13 protein-coding genes are annotated in these 17,699 nt (G+C 67.0%); 9 read left to right on the plus strand and 4 right to left on the minus strand.

What is annotated here, in order from left to right; all coding sequences use genetic code 11:
• Positions 1 to 178: 178 nt before the first annotated feature.
• From ABV518_RS14320 to ABV518_RS14330, 3 genes are all read left to right on the plus strand, one after another.
• A complete protein-coding gene (locus ABV518_RS14320) occupies positions 179 to 979 on the plus strand; it encodes an ABC transporter substrate-binding protein (protein WP_367767836.1) in 801 nt (266 codons plus the stop codon).
• 125 nt (positions 980 to 1,104) lie between these two features.
• Entirely contained in the window at positions 1,105 to 1,896 is a 792-nt protein-coding gene (locus tag ABV518_RS14325; protein ID WP_367767838.1) for an amino acid ABC transporter permease, read from the plus strand.
• A gap of 11 nt (positions 1,897 to 1,907) precedes the next feature.
• A complete protein-coding gene (locus ABV518_RS14330) occupies positions 1,908 to 2,711 on the plus strand; it encodes an amino acid ABC transporter ATP-binding protein (RefSeq protein WP_367767840.1) in 804 nt (267 codons plus the stop codon).
• 45 nt (positions 2,712 to 2,756) lie between these two features.
• On the opposite strand, the gene ABV518_RS14335 is transcribed toward ABV518_RS14330, so the two are convergent.
• Both ABV518_RS14335 and menD read right to left on the minus strand, forming a co-directional pair.
• Positions 2,757 to 3,659 carry a hypothetical protein gene (locus ABV518_RS14335; RefSeq protein WP_367767842.1) on the minus strand — a complete coding sequence of 301 codons (903 nt, stop codon included), beginning with the start codon at positions 3,657 to 3,659 and terminating at the stop codon, positions 2,757 to 2,759.
• Positions 3,660 to 3,895: 236 nt separating this feature from the next.
• Entirely contained in the window at positions 3,896 to 5,584 is a 1,689-nt protein-coding gene (menD, locus tag ABV518_RS14340; protein WP_367768272.1) for a 2-succinyl-5-enolpyruvyl-6-hydroxy-3-cyclohexene-1-carboxylic-acid synthase, read from the minus strand.
• A 286-nt stretch (positions 5,585 to 5,870) separates the two neighbouring features.
• Here menD and ABV518_RS14345 point away from each other — a divergent pair, with 286 nt between their 5' ends.
• The 6 genes from ABV518_RS14345 (at position 5,871) to ABV518_RS14370 (ending at position 14,055) form a co-directional block, all read left to right on the plus strand.
• Complete coding sequence (locus ABV518_RS14345; RefSeq protein ID WP_367767844.1) at positions 5,871 to 6,977, plus strand: LacI family DNA-binding transcriptional regulator; 1,107 nt, start codon at positions 5,871 to 5,873, stop codon at positions 6,975 to 6,977.
• 293 nt (positions 6,978 to 7,270) lie between these two features.
• Positions 7,271 to 8,545 carry a sugar ABC transporter substrate-binding protein gene (locus ABV518_RS14350; RefSeq protein ID WP_367767846.1) on the plus strand — a complete coding sequence of 425 codons (1,275 nt, stop codon included), beginning with the start codon at positions 7,271 to 7,273 and terminating at the stop codon, positions 8,543 to 8,545.
• A 23-nt stretch (positions 8,546 to 8,568) separates the two neighbouring features.
• Complete coding sequence (locus ABV518_RS14355; protein WP_367768275.1) at positions 8,569 to 9,498, plus strand: carbohydrate ABC transporter permease; 930 nt, start codon at positions 8,569 to 8,571, stop codon at positions 9,496 to 9,498.
• Positions 9,499 to 9,505: 7 nt separating this feature from the next.
• On the plus strand, positions 9,506 to 10,459 hold the full coding sequence (locus ABV518_RS14360) for a carbohydrate ABC transporter permease (RefSeq protein ID WP_367767848.1): 954 nt from the start codon (positions 9,506 to 9,508) through the stop codon (positions 10,457 to 10,459).
• A gap of 36 nt (positions 10,460 to 10,495) precedes the next feature.
• A complete protein-coding gene (locus ABV518_RS14365) occupies positions 10,496 to 12,406 on the plus strand; it encodes a glycoside hydrolase family 3 protein (RefSeq protein ID WP_367767850.1) in 1,911 nt (636 codons plus the stop codon).
• Positions 12,403 to 14,055 carry a glucoamylase family protein gene (locus ABV518_RS14370; RefSeq protein WP_367767852.1) on the plus strand — a complete coding sequence of 551 codons (1,653 nt, stop codon included), beginning with the start codon at positions 12,403 to 12,405 and terminating at the stop codon, positions 14,053 to 14,055. The genes ABV518_RS14365 and ABV518_RS14370 overlap by 4 nt, the downstream gene beginning before the upstream one ends.
• A 317-nt stretch (positions 14,056 to 14,372) precedes the next feature.
• Here ABV518_RS14370 and ABV518_RS14375 read toward each other — a convergent pair whose 3' ends face one another.
• Both ABV518_RS14375 and ABV518_RS14380 read right to left on the minus strand, forming a co-directional pair.
• Positions 14,373 to 16,442 carry a PhoX family phosphatase gene (locus ABV518_RS14375; protein WP_367767853.1) on the minus strand — a complete coding sequence of 690 codons (2,070 nt, stop codon included), beginning with the start codon at positions 16,440 to 16,442 and terminating at the stop codon, positions 14,373 to 14,375.
• Between the two features lie 234 nt (positions 16,443 to 16,676).
• A complete protein-coding gene (locus ABV518_RS14380; protein WP_367767854.1) occupies positions 16,677 to 17,675 on the minus strand; it encodes an o-succinylbenzoate synthase in 999 nt (332 codons plus the stop codon).
• Positions 17,676 to 17,699: the final 24 nt, after the last annotated feature.

Raw genomic sequence — 17,699 nt, forward strand, 5'->3', positions numbered from 1 at the left:
GGCCACCCGGGCGGGGTGTCCGGAATCGCAGACACCTTCCCCTCGCCTAGTCTTGAAATCAGCGGTAGTTTAGTTATCCAATAGTGAAACTAAGTTTCCTGTGATGCACATCTCTTGTTCGGCGCTACACTATGAACCGATTTAGTACCGCATACCCCTGCAACAAAAGGTAAGAATTATGCAGCTCAAGTCCCTGGCCACGGCCAAAATGACCGCCAAGGCAGCAGCAATCCTCGCCGCCGGCGCCCTCACCCTTACGGCCTGCGGCGGCAGCACCACCCCGGCAGCGTCCGAAGGCGGCATCCAGCTCATCCATGCCGGCAAGCTCACAGTCTGCTCCGACGTCCCCTACGAGCCGTTCGAATTCCAGAAGGACGGCAAGACCGTCGGTTTCGACATGGACATCGCCGCGGAGGTCGCCAAGGACCTCAAAGCCGAACTGAGCGTTGTGGACAGCTCCTTCGAAGCGATCGAGACCGGCACAGCGCTCACCCAGTGCGACGTCTCCATCTCCTCGATCTCCATCACGGACACCCGCAAGTCCGTCATGGACTTCTCCACCCCGTACCTGGACGACGACCTGGCGCTCGTGGCCAGCACGGACTCCGGCATCAAGAGCCTGGACGACGCCAAGGGCAAGAAGGTTGGCGTCCAGCAGGCCACCACCGGCGCCGACTACGCAGCCGAGAAGGGCCTGGACGCCCAGCAGTTCGAGGACACCGGCCTCCTGGTCCAGGCCCTGCAGGCCGGCACCGTGGACGCAGCCCTGGGCAACCAGTCCGTCCTGGGCTACGCCATCAAGGATGCGCCCAAGTTCAAGGCCGTTGAGAAGTTCGCCACCGGTGAGCAGCTGGGCATCTCCATCAAAAAGGGCAACACCGCCATGGCCGAAAAGGTCAACGGAACGCTCAAGCGCCTGACCGACGACGGAACCCTCAAGAAGTTCGAGACCACCTGGTTCGGCGAGGTCGCCAAGTAGCCAGCGCTTCGGCCCCAGGCAACTGAGGCCTTCGCCGCCCTGAGAACCACGCCGCCGGGGCCCCGGACACGCTGTACCGCAGTAAGTCCGGGGCCTCAGCCACGCACTATGAATGTGAGCACCCCATGGCAATGACCGCACGTCAACGGGCCAGAGTGAGCCTGTATGTCCAGATCGGAATCTTCGTTGTGGCCGTGGCCGCACTCGCCCTGGCCACGGACTGGAAGACCATCGGCAACAGCGTCTTCAACTTCGGCAAGATCGGCCCGATGTTCCCGGATATCTTCCTGGTGGGCCTCAAAAACACCCTGATCTACACCTTCCTGGGCTTCGTCGTCGGCCTCTCCGGCGGCCTGCTGCTGGCCCTGATGAAACTCTCCAGCTTCCCGCTGTACCGCTGGATCGCCACCGGCTACATCGAGTTCTTCCGCGGCATCCCGGCACTGCTCGTGTTCATCGCCTTCGGGTACGGCGTCCCCCTGGCCTTCGGCGTCTCCTGGAACGTGACCATCGTGGTGATGGTTTCGCTGGGTATGGTCGCCTCGGCATATATTGCTGAAACCCTCCGCGCCGGCCTGCAGGCTGTGCCCAAGGGACAGCTGGAAGCCGCACGCTCGCTGGGCATGCCGCAGTGGCGGGCCATGGTCTCCATCGTCATCCCGCAGGCGTTCAAGATCGTGCTGCCGCCGCTGACCAACGAGGTCATCCTGCTCACCAAGGACTCCTCGCTGATCTACGTCCTGGGCCTCACCGCGTCGCAGTACGAGCTGACAAAGTTCGGCCGCGACGGCATCTCCAGCCTGGGCGCCGGCCTCACGCCGCTCCTGGTCGCCGGTGCCTTCTACCTGGTCATCACCATCCCGCTGAGCCTCCTGGCCCGGAAGTTCGAAAGCCGCTCCGCGCGGACCAAGCGATAGGCAGGGAAGCCATGAACGACGTCGTAAATTCCACCCCCGGCAACCCCGGCACCGTCCACGCGGCAGGCGTGTCCATCAAGGATCTGCGCAAGTCCTACGGCAGCAACGAAGTGCTCAAGGGCATCAGCCTGGACGTGGCGCCGGGTGAAGTGGTGTGCCTGATCGGCCCGTCCGGTTCCGGCAAGTCCACCCTGCTGCGCTGCGTCAACCTGCTGGAACAGCCCAACGAAGGCGCCATCCAGGTGGGCGGATTTGAAGCCACCGACCCCGACGTGGACATCGACAAAATGCGCCGCAAAGTGGGCATGGTGTTCCAGCAGTTCAACCTGTTCCCGCACCTGGATGCCAAGCGGAACTGCACCATCGCCCAGACCAAGGTACTGAAGAGGTCCCAGGCAGAGGCGGATAAGGTGGCCCAGCACAACCTGGAGCGCGTGGGGCTGGGGCACCTGTCCGACCGTTTCCCGGACCAGCTTTCCGGCGGCCAGCAGCAGCGCGTGGCCATTGCCCGGGCGCTGAGCATGAACCCCGAGCTGATGCTCTTTGACGAGCCCACGTCCGCGCTGGACCCCGAGACCGTCGGCGACGTCCTTTCGGTCATGCGGAACCTGGCCAAGGAAGGCATGACCATGCTGGTGGTGACCCACGAGATGGGCTTTGCCCGCGAAGTGGCCGACCGCGTGGTCTTTATGGACGGCGGCGTCGTGGTGGAGGAGGGCGTGGCCGAACAGGTCATCTCCGCCCCCACGCAGTCCCGCACCAAGGAGTTCCTGCGCCGCGTCCTGGATCCGACCCACATCGAGATCGAGGAATAGGCCCGCTCCGCCCGAACGTAGGACACGGAATCGGCCCGGGGACACTCATATTCGAGTGTCCCCGGGCCGATTCTGCGTCCCCGGGCCGTTACCGCGTCCTGATGAGGACCGTGGACGTCGAGGTACGCCGGCCCCGGACAGCATGCCTTCCAATTCCCCCCTCCACAGTTCACTCCACACCCACCGGACTACGTTCCGTCCCGTTGCCCGGATCCGGTCCTCCCGCAGCTTTTCGTCCACCACAACCTGCCCGGGGGTCCGCCCCTTGAGGTACTCCGGCTTGACGTACTTTTCGATGCCATCGAACTCCCCCACGGTCCGGCTGCGTTCCCAGTAGAAGTCAGTGAAAGCCACGCGGCCAGTGGAACTCCTGACCTCGTATTGCAGGATGGGTGCTTCAAAGCCAGCCATGTGAATGAGCCCGCGGCTGTACGATTCACCCGCAGATCCGGACCGGAAATCGGCAAACTCCACCGCCGACCTGACACGCCGCTCAGCGGCAGCGGAGTACCGGCCAGCCATGGCAGCGATAAGTCCAGCCTTTGTGAGCGCCGGAAGGCCCCGGGACCGGTCCGGCCTCAACACGTGGTCCAGTGGAACCACAGCCTCCGCAAACGGAACGGTTGCCGCAATATCGAGCACGGTGGTTTGGCGCGAGGTAACGGACAGACCATCCACGATTTCGGCGTCGACCATTCCCGGTTCAACGAGATGCTTCCGCACACCCGCTCGGGATCTGCCGCCTCCCCGGAAGAGCGTCAGGGCGTGGATGGGCTGGCCCCGCTGGATAGTGGGAATACCCCAGACAGAGGCGGCGGAATGAAGCGAGAAGGTCACCGGGAGGATGGCGGTTTCAGCCACCGCTTCGATCCGTAGCCGGTAGCGCTGCCATACGGTGAGCTCAGCCCAGGCAGACGCCTCGACGTAGACGCCCTGACGAATCCGCACCAACGAACCTGCCTTTACCGCGGCAGGCAGTGGGCGGGTACTCGCGCCAGCATCGGCCAAGTGTCGCGTCAGGATAAGGCGGGGAAGAGGACTCATACCGGGACGGTCTCACCTCCGCGACGGGCCGGGAAAGGCACCGATCCCGTTATGTGGACAACCCGCCATCGCTGTCGGATGCAGTTTCGGTCCGGAGACACCCGTTAATTCGCGTCCGTGGACCGAAACCGCGTCCTGAGTCAGCCCGCGAGGACTCCCGCGACTGCCGCGGCCACGGCTGCCTTGATGCGGGCGTGCAGGGCACGCAGCGCATGCCGGTCGGTCCGCACCTCGACGATGCTGCGGCCCTCGATCGGTAGGGCGAGCGCTTCGGCGAGTGCCGCCGTCGTACTTACCGAGCAATGCCCGACGCCGTACGCTGCGGCGAGTGCCGCGAGGTCCACGGTGTGCGGGGTGCTGAAGAGGCGCTCGACGGCGTCTCCGTAGGTTCCAGATTCGCGCACGGCCCCATGCTCGAGCAGGTCGAAGATGGCGCCGCCGGAGTCGTTAAGCACCACGATCCGGAGCGCGGGTTCGGCCTCCCCGGAGCCAAGGATAAGGCCGCCGGCGTCGTGCAGGAAGGTGACGTCGCCAAGCAGGAGGGTGGTTTCCTGCCGGCCGCCGAGGGCGATTCCGGTTGCAGTGGAGGTGGTGCCGTCGATCCCGGAGAGGCCCCGGCTGGCGTAGACCGTGGCGGCCGGTTCTGCGGCGGGCAGGCCGGCGAGGTCGACGTCGCGAATGCCGTTGGAGGACCCGAGCACCAGCTGGCCGCGCGAGTTGTTCCACACAACGGCGCCCACGGACGGCCCGGTGGCTGCAGCCTCCCCGGCCAGAACCTGGTCCAGGGCGTGCTGCGCGGCGGACCCGGCGAGCAGCCAGGCATCCAGCCACGAAGACGGGCCGCGGCCGGCGAATTCGGCGAGGTCGGCCAGGCTTTCCAGCGGCAGTTCAGTCCGCCGGCCGGGCTCGTACCAGGCCACGGGAACCGGCTGGTACAGCGCCGACGGCACGTCCGCCCGCGCCAGCAGGGAGGCCACCGGCCGGGACAGCGTGGGCCTGCCGAAGAGCACCACCCGATCGATCGGCTGCGCGGCTTCCGGTCCGAAGTGTTCCAGCAGCAGCCGGTACGGCCCCACCGCGTTCGGGCCGAAACGGGCGTTCGACGACGGCTCGGCCAGCAGCGGCAGGCCGTGGGCGCGGGCGAAGGCTTCGGCGACGGGACCGGCGTCGTGCCCTGCCAACACCACGGTGCGCCGCTCCGCGAGGTCACCGGACACTGGCGGAAGGTTCATGGTGAGCGGGTCAGTGCCGATGCGGAATTTCGGGCGGGCGGCTTCCGTGGGAAGGCTCTCCCCCGGCGCGGGAACCAGCGGGTCACGGAACGCAAGGTTCAGCTGGACGGGCCCGGGGGCGAGGTCAGAGAACGCCCCCGTGGCGGCGGCCAGCGCCGTCTCGACAGCGCGCAGGGGGCTGCTGCCGGCCTCGACGTCGGCGGCGAACCGGACGTGCTCGCCGAACAGGTCCAGCTGGATGGTGGTCTGGTTGGCGCCGGTGCCCCTCAGCTCTTCGGGCCGGTCGGCGGACAGCACCACCAGCGGGACGGCGGCGTGGTTGGCCTCCATCACGGCGGGCATGAGGTTCCCGACGGCGGTGCCGGACGTGGTGAGGACGGCCGCCGGGGAGCCCGTGGACAGGGCCAGGCCCAGCGCCGTGAATCCCGCGGAACGTTCATCGATCCGGACCAGCAAGTCGACGCGCCCGGCCGCCGATGCCTCGGCGAGTGCGTAGGCCATCGGAGCCGAGCGGGACCCCGGCGAGACCACCACATACTCAACGCCGCCGTCGATCAGGGCGTTGACGGCGATCCGCGCCGCCTCGACGGAGCCCAGGGAGGGTGCGGCTGGGGGTGCGGAGGCGCCGTCGTCGGATGCGGGCTGGAAGGCGGAGTCATTCGGCGAAGTCACCGCACCAGTCTGCCACCCCTAAAACCCTCTCTCACTTCCTGTCGCTTAAACCTGAACGCTCACTCACCCGGCGCCGGCGGCGGACGCGTACTGATAGAGCGATGGCCAAAAACCTGCAGGAAGTGAGAGAGGGTCCTGGAAGGTGGGCGGGGCCGGGCACTCCCCCGCACCCGTACTAAGCGCATAGACTCGGACCAGAAGGAGTATTCACATGGCAAAGGGTCCCACTGTTTACCACGTCGCCGAACGCGCCGGCGTCTCCATAGCAACTGTCTCGTTCACGTTCCGGCAGCCGGAAAAGGTCAAGGCGTCGACCCGCGAACTCGTGCTGGCGGCCGCCGAGGAGCTCGGCTATGTGCCCAGCGCGAGCGCCCGGGGCCTGGCGCGGGGCAGGACCGGGGCATTGGGCCTGTTTGCCTACGACTACCTGCTGGACCCTTCGGGCGGACCCGGACAAGGCGGACCGGGCGGACCCGGCGACCTGTCGCAGGACGTGGACGCACCAGGCGACCGCGAGGACGGGAACCTCCGGCTGTTCCCCCTCTATGTGGACGAGGTCCAGCGCGGTGTTGAGCTGGAATGCTGGCGCCGCGGCCAGGCGCTGCTGGTTGGCGGCGGCAACCCGGCGAACAACGAGGCCGTGCTGTCCGATATTGCCGGGAGGGTCGACGGGCTGGCCGTGTTCCCGCGTTCGGTGCCGGTCGAAGCCCTGGCCCGCATAGCCCGCCGCATCCCCGTGGTGGAGGTTTCCGAGAGCCAGCGCAACCGCGGCGTGGACCACGTGACCGTTGACAATGCGTCCGGCGCGCGGGCGATCACCGAACACCTGATCAACGTGCACGGACTCACCGACCTGCTGTTCATCGGCGCCATGCCGTCATCCGACAACGATGAACGACTCGAAGCCTTCCGCGGCGCCCTCACCGACGCCGGCGCGGGCCTCGGGCACGAGCCCCGGTATCCGGCAGGCAGCGAACCCGCGGTTGCGGAAATCGTCCGGACCATCTGCCAGCAGGGTGTCCTCCCGCAGGCTTTTGTGTGCGCCACCGACCAGGACGCACTGGTGGTCATGGATGTGCTGTTCGAGGCCGGGGTTGCGGTGCCGAAGCAGGTGGCCGTCACGGGGTTCGACGGCATCGCCGCAGGACGCGTCATCCGGCCGTCGCTGACCACGGTCCGGCAGCCGATGGAACGGATGGGGCGGACCATGGTGGAGCTGCTCCTGGACCGGCTGGACCACCCCGACAAGCCCCCGGTGGAGCTCCGCCTCCCCGTCAGCGTAGTGCTGCGCGAAAGCTGCGGCTGCACGCCGGCCTAGGCGCACGAGGGTCGCGCGCCGGGATCCCGTCGGCGCTCCGAAAGTAACGTACGACGGCGGCCCGCGGGCACCTGCGGGCGCGGACGCGCCGGCAGGTGCCACAACTGTACGTTCGCGCCAACAGGATCAGGAAAGTTTGCGGCAGCTGTTGCCAAAATCACATTCAATGCGCTTAGATTGATCTTACGAAATGAATCAAAGCGCTTAGATAATTCCTGGCGGGATGGCTCCGCCGCTCCTGCCCCCTCCGCACCGCGCCACCGCCGGCCCGCGGAACCACGAAAGGAACAACGATGATCCATCCGAATGCCAAGAAGGCAGCCGCCGTCGGCGTCGCCGCCGCACTGCTCCTGACAGCCTGCGGGCGGGACTCCTCCGGAACCACCGACGCTGCTCCGGCCAAAGACATCGCCTCCGGGCCGGCGTCGGGCACTATTACAGTGTGGGCACAGGGCGCCGAAGGTGAGGCACTTCCCGCCTTGCTGAAGGATTTCGAAGCCGAGAACCCGGGCGTCAAAGTCAACGTCACGGCCATCCCCTGGGACGCCGCCCTGAGCAAGTACCAGACGGCCATCGCCGGCGGCACCACCCCGGATGTGGCCCAGATGGGCACCACCTGGATGGGAGATTTCGCCGACTCCTTCGACCCCACACCCAAGGAGGTCGAGTCCGGCGACTTCTTCCCAAGCTCCGTAAAGTCCACCGAGGTTGAGGGAACCGCGTACGGGGTGCCCTGGTACGTTGACACCCGCGTGGTCTACTACCGCAGCGACCTCGCGGAAAAGGCCGGCATCACCAAGGCACCCGAAACCTGGGACGACTTCAAGGCCCTGGCCAAGGGCCTCCAGGAGAAAGCCGGAGCCAAATACGGCGTCCAGCTTCCCGCCGGCGTCGCCGGCTCCTACCTGGACACCCTCCCCTTCCAGTGGTCCAACGGCGCGAAGCTGATGAACGACGACGGCACCAAGTGGACCCTTGACACCCCGGAAGCGGCTGAGGCACTGAAGTACTACGCCAGCTTCTTTGCTGACGGGCTCGCCTCCAAGGTCGTGTCCACCGGAACCACCGCCGAAGCCGCGTTTGTGGACGGTTCCGCCCCCATGATGATGAGCGGCCCGTGGCACGTCGGCCTGCTGAACAAGGCCGGCGGCCCAGGCTTTGAGGACAAGTACAAGGTTGCCCTGATGCCGAAGGAAAAGACCTCCACGTCCTTCGTGGGCGGTTCCAACATGGTGGTCTTCAAGAAGTCCGAGAACCGCGATTCGTCGTGGAAGCTCCTCCAGTGGCTGTCCAAGCCGGAGGTCCAGCTCAAGTGGTACGAGGCCACCGGTGACCTGCCGTCCCAGCAGAGCGCCTGGAAGGACCCGTCGCTTGCCTCAGACAGCAAGCTCTCTGTGTTCGGCGACCAGCTCAAGTCCACCAACAACCCGCCGGCCGTTCCCACCTGGACCCAGGTCGCGGCAGCCGCCGACAAGGAAATCGAACAGATCGTCAAGGCCGGCAAGGATCCCGCCGAAGCCCTGAAGTCGCTGCAGCAGGCCGCAGATTCGATCGGCACCGGGAAGTAACAGTGGCTGCAACCACCAACACGATGCCTGCCGGCGCCTCACGGGGTGCCGGCAGGCCTCCGGCCAGGCCCGGAGGCTCGCGCCGTCGCCGCAACGCCATCACCGCGTGGCTGTTCGCAGCGCCGTTCGTCCTCATCTTCGGCGTGTTTATGCTCGGCCCGCTCGTGTCGTCGTTCCTGATGTCCTTCACGGATTTCACCAGCCGCGACATCGAGAGCCCGCTGTCAGTGGGATTCGTGGGGTTTGACCAGTACATCGCCCTGGTCAAGAATCCGCAGTTCGTGCACTCCATCCTGAACACGGCCTACTTCGTGCTGGTCGGCATCCCCCTCACCATGGTCCTGGCCCTCGCACTGGCGGTGGCCCTGAATAACGGGATCACCCGCTTCCGCACGGCTTTCCGCGTGGGCTTCTACACCCCCGTGGTCACCAGCATCATCGCCGTGGCCGTGGTGTGGCGGTTCATCCTCCAGCCCGACGGCCTGCTGAACATCATCCTCAGCTGGGTGGGCATCGCGGGACCGGACTGGCTCAACAGCACCGCCTGGTCCATGCCGTCCCTGATCCTGATGGCCGTGTGGCGGAACCTGGGCACGCTGATGATCATCTTCCTGGCCGGGCTACAGGCCGTCCCGTCGGACATCCTCGAGGCGGCCGAGGTGGACGGCGCCAGCTCCTGGCAGCGTTTTATGAAGATCACGCTACCGATGCTGCGTCCCACCCTCCTCCTGGGCACCGTCCTGCTGTCCGTAGGGTTCCTCCAGGTCTTCGAGGAGCCGTTTGTGATGACCAAGGGCGGCCCCCTGGACTCCACGCTGTCGGTCAGCTACTTCACCTTTAACCAGTTCGGCTTCGGCAAATACGGGCTCGCGTCGGCCGCCAGCTATGTGCTCTTCATAGCCATCGCACTGTTGAGCCTCATCCAATTCCGTGCCCTGCGATCCAAGGACTGAGGCCCCCATGACGATCCCGGAAACCGCACCCACCCCCACGGAGAAGACGCTGACGGAACGCGGAAAAGCGGAACGGTCGACGGCGGGAGGCACCCAGGTGCCAGCGTCCCCGCCCAACCCGGCGCGCCGCTGTCGTACCCGCCGGGTGCCCGCCCGCCAGGCCCTGATCTACGGCATCCTCATCGTCTCCGTCGGCGCGACGCTGCTGCCGTTTGTCTGGATGCTGCTCGGCGCGTTCAAGACCCAGGGTGAGCTGCTCCGCCGGCCCATTACCTGGTGGCCGGAACAGCCCACCCTGGACAACTTTGTGCTCTGGTTTACAGAACTGCACATCGGCACTTTCTACCTGAACAGCATTGTGGTGGCCGTGTTCACCGTGCTCGGCAACCTGCTGTTCTGCTCGATGGTGGGCTATGCCCTGGCCAAGATGGATTTCCCCGGCAAGCGTTTCCTGTTCCTGCTGGTGATGGTCATGCTGATGGTCCCGGGCGTGGTGACGTTTGTGCCGCTGTTCGTCCTGATCAGCAAACTGGGAATGGTCAGCACGTACCCGGCCCTGATCCTGCCGTTCCTCGCAGCGCCAATGGGGGTCTTCCTGATGCGGCAGTTCATCGCCGGCATTCCGGATTCGCTCATTGAGGCCGCCCGGATCGACGGCGCCGGCGAGCTGCGGACCTTCCTGCGGATTGTGATGCCGCTGTGCGGACCGCCCCTGGCCACGCTAGGAATTTTGACGTTCCTCGGGTCCTGGAACAACTTCCTGTGGCCGCTGGTGGTGGCGCAGACCGAGGAAATGTACACCCTTCCGGTGGCCCTGTCCCTCTACTCCACGGGCCAGAACGCCACCGAATATGGCTTGCTCCTGGCCGGTTCGGTGCTGGTGATCACGCCGATCCTCCTGCTCTTCGTCGCCCTGCAGCGCTACTTCATCCAGGGCGTTGCGGCCACCGGCATCAAGTAGCCGCGGCCGCCCGCCCCTTCTCCCCTAGAGAGCCCCATGACACAAGCCCAGAATCACGCACGCCCCGGGACGTCCGTCGCTGACGGAAAAGCGTTCCGGGACCTCAATGGCAACGGGATCATGGATCCCTTCGAAAACCCGGACCTCAGCCCGCACGAACGCGCCGCCGACCTGGTGGGCCGCCTCAGCCTCGAGGAAAAAGCCGGCCTGATGTTCCACACGGTCATCGAAACCGGCCCCGACGGCACACTCCTCGAGACCCCGGGCAACATCAGCAAGTCCCCCACCAGCACGGTGATCCTCGCCAAGTTCATGAACCATTTCAACGTCCATGCGCTCGGCACCGCCCGGGAGGCCGCCCGCTGGAGCAACGCCCTGCAGGAGCTTGCCGCGCAGACCCCGCACGGGATTCCTGTGACCATCTCCACGGACCCCCGGCATGCCTTCATCGAAAATTCCGGCGTCTCGTTCACGGCCGCCCACTTTTCGCAGTGGCCCGAGCCGATCGGCCTCGCGGCGGTGGGCAGCGGCGACCTGGTCCGCCGCTTCGCCGAGATCGCGCGGAAGGAATACACCGCCGTCGGGATCCGCGCGGCGCTGCACCCCACCGTTGACCTGGCCACCGAACCGCGGTGGTGCCGGCAGGCGGGAACCTTCGGGCAGGACTCGGAAGCCAGCGCCGCCTACGTCGTGGAATACCTTCAGGGGTTCCAGGGCGCGGAGCTGGGACCGGACAGCGTTGCCTGCACCACCAAACACTTCCCCGGCGGCGGTCCGCAGGCCGACGGCGAGGACGCGCACTTCCCGTACGGCCGCGAACAGGTCTACCCCGGCGGCCGGTTCGACGAGCACCTGGCCCCGTTCCGGGCGGCGATCGCCGAGAAGACCAGCGCGATCATGCCTTACTACGGCATGCCGGTGGGTGTGGAACTCGACGGCGAACCCGTTGAGGAGGTCGGCTTCGGCTACAACCGGCAGATCATCACCAATCTGCTCCGCGACAAGCTCAACTACGACGGCGTGGTCCTCAGCGACTGGGAACTGGTCAACGACAACATCGTGGGCGACCAGGTCCTGCCGGCGCGGGCGTGGGGCGTTGAAGAGCTCACCGCGCCCGAGCGCATGCTCAAGATCCTTAACGCGGGCGTTGACCAGTTCGGCGGCGAGGAATGCACCGAACTGCTCATCGGGCTGGTCCGGGACGGGCTGGTCAGCGAGTCGCGTTTGGACGAGTCCGCCCGCCGGCTGCTGCTGGTGAAATTCCAGCTGGGCCTGTTCGACAACCCGTTCGTGGATGAGGACGCCGCCGCGTCCGTGGTGGGGAACGCCGAATTCCGGCGCGAAGGACACCGAGCCCAGTCACAGTCCGTCACGGTGCTCACCAACGGAACGTCCGACGTCGGGCCCGTCCTTCCGCTGTCCGGCTCACCGGCCGTCTACCTGGAAGGCATGGACCCGCTCAGCCTGCACGGTTTCGGGACTGCGGTGCAGGACCCCGCCGACGCGGATGTTGCGTTCATCCGGCTGCACTCTCCCTGGGACCACCGGGACGATTTGTTCCTGGAGCAGCATTTCCATGCGGGCAGCCTGGACTTCCCGCCCGGGCTGGTTGCGCGCCTCAGGGCCCTGGCAGCGAAGGTTCCGCTGGTCATTGACGTGCGGCTGGACAGGCCCGCGATCCTCACACCCCTGGCCGGTTTCGCCGCGGCGCTGGTGGGGACCTTCGGGGTCTCGGACACGGCACTCCTGGACGCACTGTTCGGTCGGGTGAGCCCTGAAGGGCGCCTGCCGTTCGAGATCCCGCGTTCGATGGATGCCGTGCGCGCGTCCCGGCCGGACGTCCCCGGCGATACCGCCGATCCCCTTTTCCCGTACGGGCACGGCCTGCGCCTGCCGGAGCCAGCAGGGGCCACCTCTTTATCGGACACGTTAGGACAGACCTCATGAACCCTTACCCGAACCCCGGAATTTCCACCGCCACCCGCCGCCAGCTCCTGGCCGGCGCGGCCGCGTTCGCCGTCACCGGTTTCGCCGCCGCCACGGCTACTCCGGGCTACGCCGCCCCGCTCGGCGGGTCAGTGACAACCGGCGGGTCACTTGGATCAGGCCTGGGATCGCCGCTGTCCCGGGCGCGGAACAAAGAGGGCATCGACCGGAAGGTCATCAACCGCTGGGCGCACGACACCTGGCAGTCCCTGGTTGCCATGACCGATCCCGTGACCGGCCTGCCAGCTGACTACATCGGCGAGTCCACCACGGCCCCGGAGCGCAGCGGCTTCACGTCGCCCACCAACATCGGCGGCTACATGTGGAGCACCGTAGTGGCCCGGGAACTCAACCTCATCAGCGCCAGCGAGTGCCGGGAGCGGCTGACCCGGACGCTCACCACGCTGGTCGGGCTCAAGCACCACGAGCCCAGCGGCATGCTCTACAACTGGTACGACGAGGCCACCGGCGAGGTCGTCACCATCTGGCCCGAGAACGGGAACCCTGTGGCGCCGTTTATGTCCAGCGTGGACAACGGCTGGTTCGCGGCTGCGCTCATGACGGTCCGCAACGCCGAGCCGAAGCTCGCGGAGCTGGCGAACACCATCCTGGGCAGGATGGACTTCGGGATCTTCTACAACAAGGACGCCCGGCCCGGCGTGGCTGCCGGCCTGCTGCGGGGCGGGTTCTACGACGTCAAACCTCCCGTGGAAACGGTCCAGGGCAACTATCTGGGCCGCGGCCCGGACGTTTTCTACACGATGAACCACTACGACGTCACCAACTCCGAGCCGCGCATCGCCACGTACATCGGCATCGCCCTGGGCCAGCTTCCGCCGGAACACTATTTCGCCACCATGCGGGTCTTCCCGGACACCTGCGACTGGTCCTGGCAGGAGCAGAAGCCCATCGGCGAGCACCGGACGTACATGGGCATCGACGTCTTCGAGGGTGCCTACACCTACCGCGGCATGCGGATCGTGCCGAGCTGGGGCGGGGACATGTTTGAGTCGCTGATGCCGGACCTGTTCGTGCCCGAATCCAGCTGGGCGCCGAAGGCCTGGGGTATCAACCACCCCCTGACGGTCCGGGCACAGCGCGAATTCGGCCTGGACGACGCCAAGTACGGTTACTGGGGCTTCTCCCCGGCCAGCCACCCCAACGGCGGGTACTCCGAGTGGGGCGTGGACATCCTGGGCATGAGCAGCGACGGCTACCCGTCCGACGTCGAACGGACCAGCGTTGACGTCGGTTTTGAGGGCTGCCGTCCGGCCAGCAACCCGACGCCGGCCTGGGGCGACGGCGTGGTGACTCCCCATGCGGCGTTCCTCGCCATGGAATACGAGCCCCGCGAGGCGTACGACAACCTGGTGAAGATCGAGAACGACCTCGGCGCCTACGGCCAGGGCGGGTTCTTCGACGCCGTGGCCGTCAAGTCCGGTACCGTCGCCCGGCGGTACCTCTCACTGGACCAGGCCATGGTGCTGGGCGCCATCGGCAACGTGTTCGGCAACAACGTGATCCGCCGCAACTTCATCCAGGGCGAGGTGGAAGCGGTCATCAGGCCGCTGATCGCCGATGAGGAGTTCGGCGCCGGGCTGATCGGCTAGCCCTCTCTACCTGCCCCGGTCCAGTGCCGGCCGGGATCGGCGGGCGTCACCCCGGGCACGCTTTCGGGGAGCGGACGACGGCGGCGGCCCGGTTTGGCGGGGTAGCGGCACCGCCGGTGGGCCAAAAGGCTGCCTGGCGTGACGCCGTCGTACGTCCTGCCCGAACCCTCTCTCACTTCCTGTCGCTTAAAGCCGGACGCTCTATCACTACCTGTCGCTTAAACCCGGACGCTCTATCACTCGTCGCCCCGCGCGGGGCGGCAAGTGATAGAGCGTTTGCCAAAAACCTGCAGGAAGTGAGAGAGGGTCCTGGAAGGTTAGCCGCGGAAGACCTGGACCACCGACGGGCGGGGCGCACGCACCTGGCCGGGTGCCGGCGTCGTGCCTGCCGCGACATAGTCCGGGAAGTACGAGTTCGGCGCGTCGAACGAACCGTCCTCGCCCGGGTGCTGGACCGAGACGAAGACGGTGCGCTCGTCGTCGTGGATGATCGGTCCGCAGGTTTCGCCGTCGCGAGGTACGGCCAGGAACTGCTCCACCTTGCCGCGCTCGGCGCCGTCGAGGGTGACCTTGAACAGGCCGTCCGCGCGGCCGATGCCGGAGGGGGCGCCGTCGGTGGAGATCCAGAGGTTGCCCACGGAGTCGAACGCGAGGTTGTCCGGGCAGGAGATCGGCGAGACCTGGTCCACCGGGAAGCCGGAGAAGTAGGTGACGTCGCCCTGGGCCGGATCGCCGCAGACCATCAGCAGGTTCCAGGTGAACGTGGTGGAGGTCTGGTCGCCGGTTTCGGTGATTTCCACGATGTGGCCGTCGCGGTTGGCGTTGCGCGGGTTGATTTCCGTGGCGCCTTCCTTGCCCACCTTGCCGCGGTCCGAGTTGTTGGTGCAGGCCACGTAGACCTTGCCCGTGTGCAGGCTGGGCTGGACATCCTCGCAGCGGTCCATCTTGGTGGGGCCCACCTTGTCCGCGGCGAGGCGGGTGTAGACCAGGACCTCCTCCACAGTCATCCCGGGCACGGCCGAGGCACCGTCAACCACCAGGGGCAGCCATTCGCCGATGCCGTCGAACGAACCGTCCGCCGGGACAGCGCCTGTGCCCGTGATCTCGCCGGCGGGTGAGTTGCCGGTGAACTTGGCCACGTACAGGTTGCCGGCGGACAGCAGGGTCATGTTGTGCGCGCGGTCGCCTTCGCGGTACTTCCCGGCGGAGACGAACTTGTAGAGGTAGTCGAAGCGCTCGTCGTCGCCGGAGTACGCCACCACATGGCCGGAATCGGCCACGATCACGTTGGCGCCCTCGTGCTTGAAGCGGCCCAGCGCGGAGTGCTTCTTCGGGGTGGACGTGGGGTCGAACGGGTCCACTTCGACGATCCAGCCGAAGCGGTTGGCCTCGTTTTCGTAGCCGGCGTTGCGGGTGTCGAACCGCGGGTCATCGCGCTCCCACTTGCGGGCCGTGGCGTTCGATGTCAGGCCGTACCGCTTGTCGGACGCGGACATGCCCGGGGAGACGAAGTACCCGTTGAAGTTCTCCTCGCCGGACAGGATGGTGCCCCACGGGGTGGTGCCGCCGGAGCAGTTGCCCAGGGTGCCCTTGATAGCGCGGCCGGTGGGGTCAGCCACGGTCTTCACCAGCGGGGAACCCGCAACCGGACCCGTCAGTTCGTAGACCGTGCTGTTCAGGTAGCGGCGGTTCAGCCCCGCGCCCTGGACGTAGGACCACGGCTTGTTCTTGTTCTTCCGCTCCAGCTCGACGACGGTGAGCCCGTGCGCGGCCTGGCCCACGGCGCGAACGTCGGCCGCGGGCATGGTGGCGGGGAACATGATGTTCTCGTTCGTGTACTCGTGGTTGGCGAACAGCAGCGCGCGGCGGCCATTGCTGCCCGGAACCTCAAGGATGTCCGTGTAGTCGTTGTTGTAGCCGAACTGCTTTTCCTGGGCCGCGGCGGTCTGGTTGGCCAGGTCGAAGGCGGGCGCATCGTTGAAGATCGGGTCGCCCCACCGGATCACCGGCTGCCAGGTGAAGCCTTCCGGAACGGTGACGGCGTCGACGTCGGCGGCGATGGAATCGATGGCCGTGAACTTCAGCTTCGACGTCCCGAAGCCCTCCTTCGCGGCGGGCGACAGACCCGCGGCGGTCGCCGGCTGCGCGGACGTCACGGCACTTCCAAGTACGACGGCGAGAGCACCGGCGGCGCCGAAGCCCAGGGCGGCGCGGCGGGACATGGTGGCGGAGGCGATGTCGCGGAAGTAGCTGTTGGAGCTGGTGTTGCAGACGTCGCCGGCACAGGCGTTGTCGCACTTCAGCGCGCAGGTAACGGCGCTGCGCTTGCCCTTGGTGTGGCCGAGCATCGGCAGCAGGGTGAACTTGCGGGCAGTCGTTTCAGACATGGGGGCCTTCCAGGGAAAATCGATGCGGTTCCCCCACTCTGTCAGCCGGTTTCTACGCGCAGCCGTCAGCCAGGTGAAGTTCGGGTTAACCCCGCGTGACCTGCAGGAATGTGCGAGAGCGTCCGCGGAAAACCGACAGGAAGTGATAGAGCGTCCGCCGAAAACCGACAGAAAGTGAGAGAGCGTCCTGGGTGGAGGGGTGGGGCGGGTGGGGCGGGTGGGGCAGGGGGTGGGTCAGTCGGCGGCCGGGAGGAGGGCGTGGACCCTTGCCAGCCTCGCCAGCCACCAGTCCCGGCGTTCCGCGGGAGCCGCAAACCGCTCCAGCAGCCCCGCATCGGCGGAGACATCGCGCAGGCGGATGGCGCCGTCGTCGGCCACCAGCGGATCCAGCGTGATGTCCGACTCGAACAGGGACACGGTCCCCAGCCCGCACGCGTACGGCAGCTCGGGCAGCGAACCCGCCAACGCCAGCCCCGCGCGGATGCCCACGGACGTGTCCAGGGCAGAGCTGACGACGGCGGGCAGCCCGGCCTGCGCCACGATGTCCAGGGCGCGCCGCACTCCCCCGAGCGGCGCCACCTTAACCACGATCAGGTCGGCCGCGCCGGCGCGCGCCACCCGGAGCGGGTCGGATTCCTTGCGCACGCTTTCGTCGGCCGCGATCAGCACCGGCGTGCCCGCGGCCCGCAGCTGCGTGCGCACCTCGGCGAGGCCCTCAATCGTGGGCACCGGCTGCTCGGCGTATTCAAGTCCGACGGCGGCGAGCCGGGTCAGTGCCTGCACAGCCCCCGGCACGTCCCATCCCCCGTTGGCGTCGACGCGGATGGCGGCGTCCGGCAGGGCGGAACGGACGGCGGCCACCCGGGCGGCGTCGTCGTCGAGCGTCTGTCCGCGTTCGGCCACCTTGATCTTGACGGCGTCCACCCGGCCGAAACGGGCCAGAATGTCCGGCACCCGGTCCGCGGAAACGGCGGGAACGGTGGCGTTGACGGGGATCACCGAACGGACGGGCGAAGGGAAACCGTGCCAGCCGGCCTCGATGGCGGCCGCGAGCCAGCGGGAAGCCTCGGCGTCGGCGTATTCGGGGAACGCGCAGAACTCGCCCCACCCGTGCGGGCCGCGCAACAGCAGCGTTTCGCGTTCCAGGATGCCGCGGAACTTCACCCGCATGGGCAGGCTCACCACCTGGGCGGTGGCGAGCAGTTCGTCGAGGGAAGGGACGGAAGCAGGCATGCCTTTCAGCCTACCGGCGCGCTG

It is taken from the genome of Arthrobacter sp. HS15c, assembly GCF_040812005.1.
Classification (GTDB): domain Bacteria; phylum Actinomycetota; class Actinomycetes; order Actinomycetales; family Micrococcaceae; genus Arthrobacter.

What these genes read in the sequence shown, in the direction of transcription:
- ABV518_RS14330 (WP_367767840.1), top strand. Translation starts at nt 1,908, where the DNA reads ATGAACGACGTCGTAAATTCCACCCCCGGCAACCCCGGCACCGTCCAC.
- ABV518_RS14365 (WP_367767850.1), top strand. Translation starts at nt 10,496, where the DNA reads ATGACACAAGCCCAGAATCACGCACGCCCCGGGACGTCCGTCGCTGAC.
- ABV518_RS14320 (WP_367767836.1), top strand. Translation starts at nt 179, where the DNA reads ATGCAGCTCAAGTCCCTGGCCACGGCCAAAATGACCGCCAAGGCAGCA.
- ABV518_RS14370 (WP_367767852.1), top strand. Translation starts at nt 12,403, where the DNA reads ATGAACCCTTACCCGAACCCCGGAATTTCCACCGCCACCCGCCGCCAG.
- ABV518_RS14375 (WP_367767853.1), bottom strand. Translation starts at nt 16,442, where the DNA reads ATGTCTGAAACGACTGCCCGCAAGTTCACCCTGCTGCCGATGCTCGGC.
- ABV518_RS14360 (WP_367767848.1), top strand. Translation starts at nt 9,506, where the DNA reads ATGACGATCCCGGAAACCGCACCCACCCCCACGGAGAAGACGCTGACG.
- ABV518_RS14345 (WP_367767844.1), top strand. Translation starts at nt 5,871, where the DNA reads ATGGCAAAGGGTCCCACTGTTTACCACGTCGCCGAACGCGCCGGCGTC.
- ABV518_RS14350 (WP_367767846.1), top strand. Translation starts at nt 7,271, where the DNA reads ATGATCCATCCGAATGCCAAGAAGGCAGCCGCCGTCGGCGTCGCCGCC.
- ABV518_RS14355 (WP_367768275.1), top strand. Translation starts at nt 8,569, where the DNA reads ATGCCTGCCGGCGCCTCACGGGGTGCCGGCAGGCCTCCGGCCAGGCCC.
- ABV518_RS14380 (WP_367767854.1), bottom strand. Translation starts at nt 17,675, where the DNA reads ATGCCTGCTTCCGTCCCTTCCCTCGACGAACTGCTCGCCACCGCCCAG.
- ABV518_RS14325 (WP_367767838.1), top strand. Translation starts at nt 1,105, where the DNA reads ATGGCAATGACCGCACGTCAACGGGCCAGAGTGAGCCTGTATGTCCAG.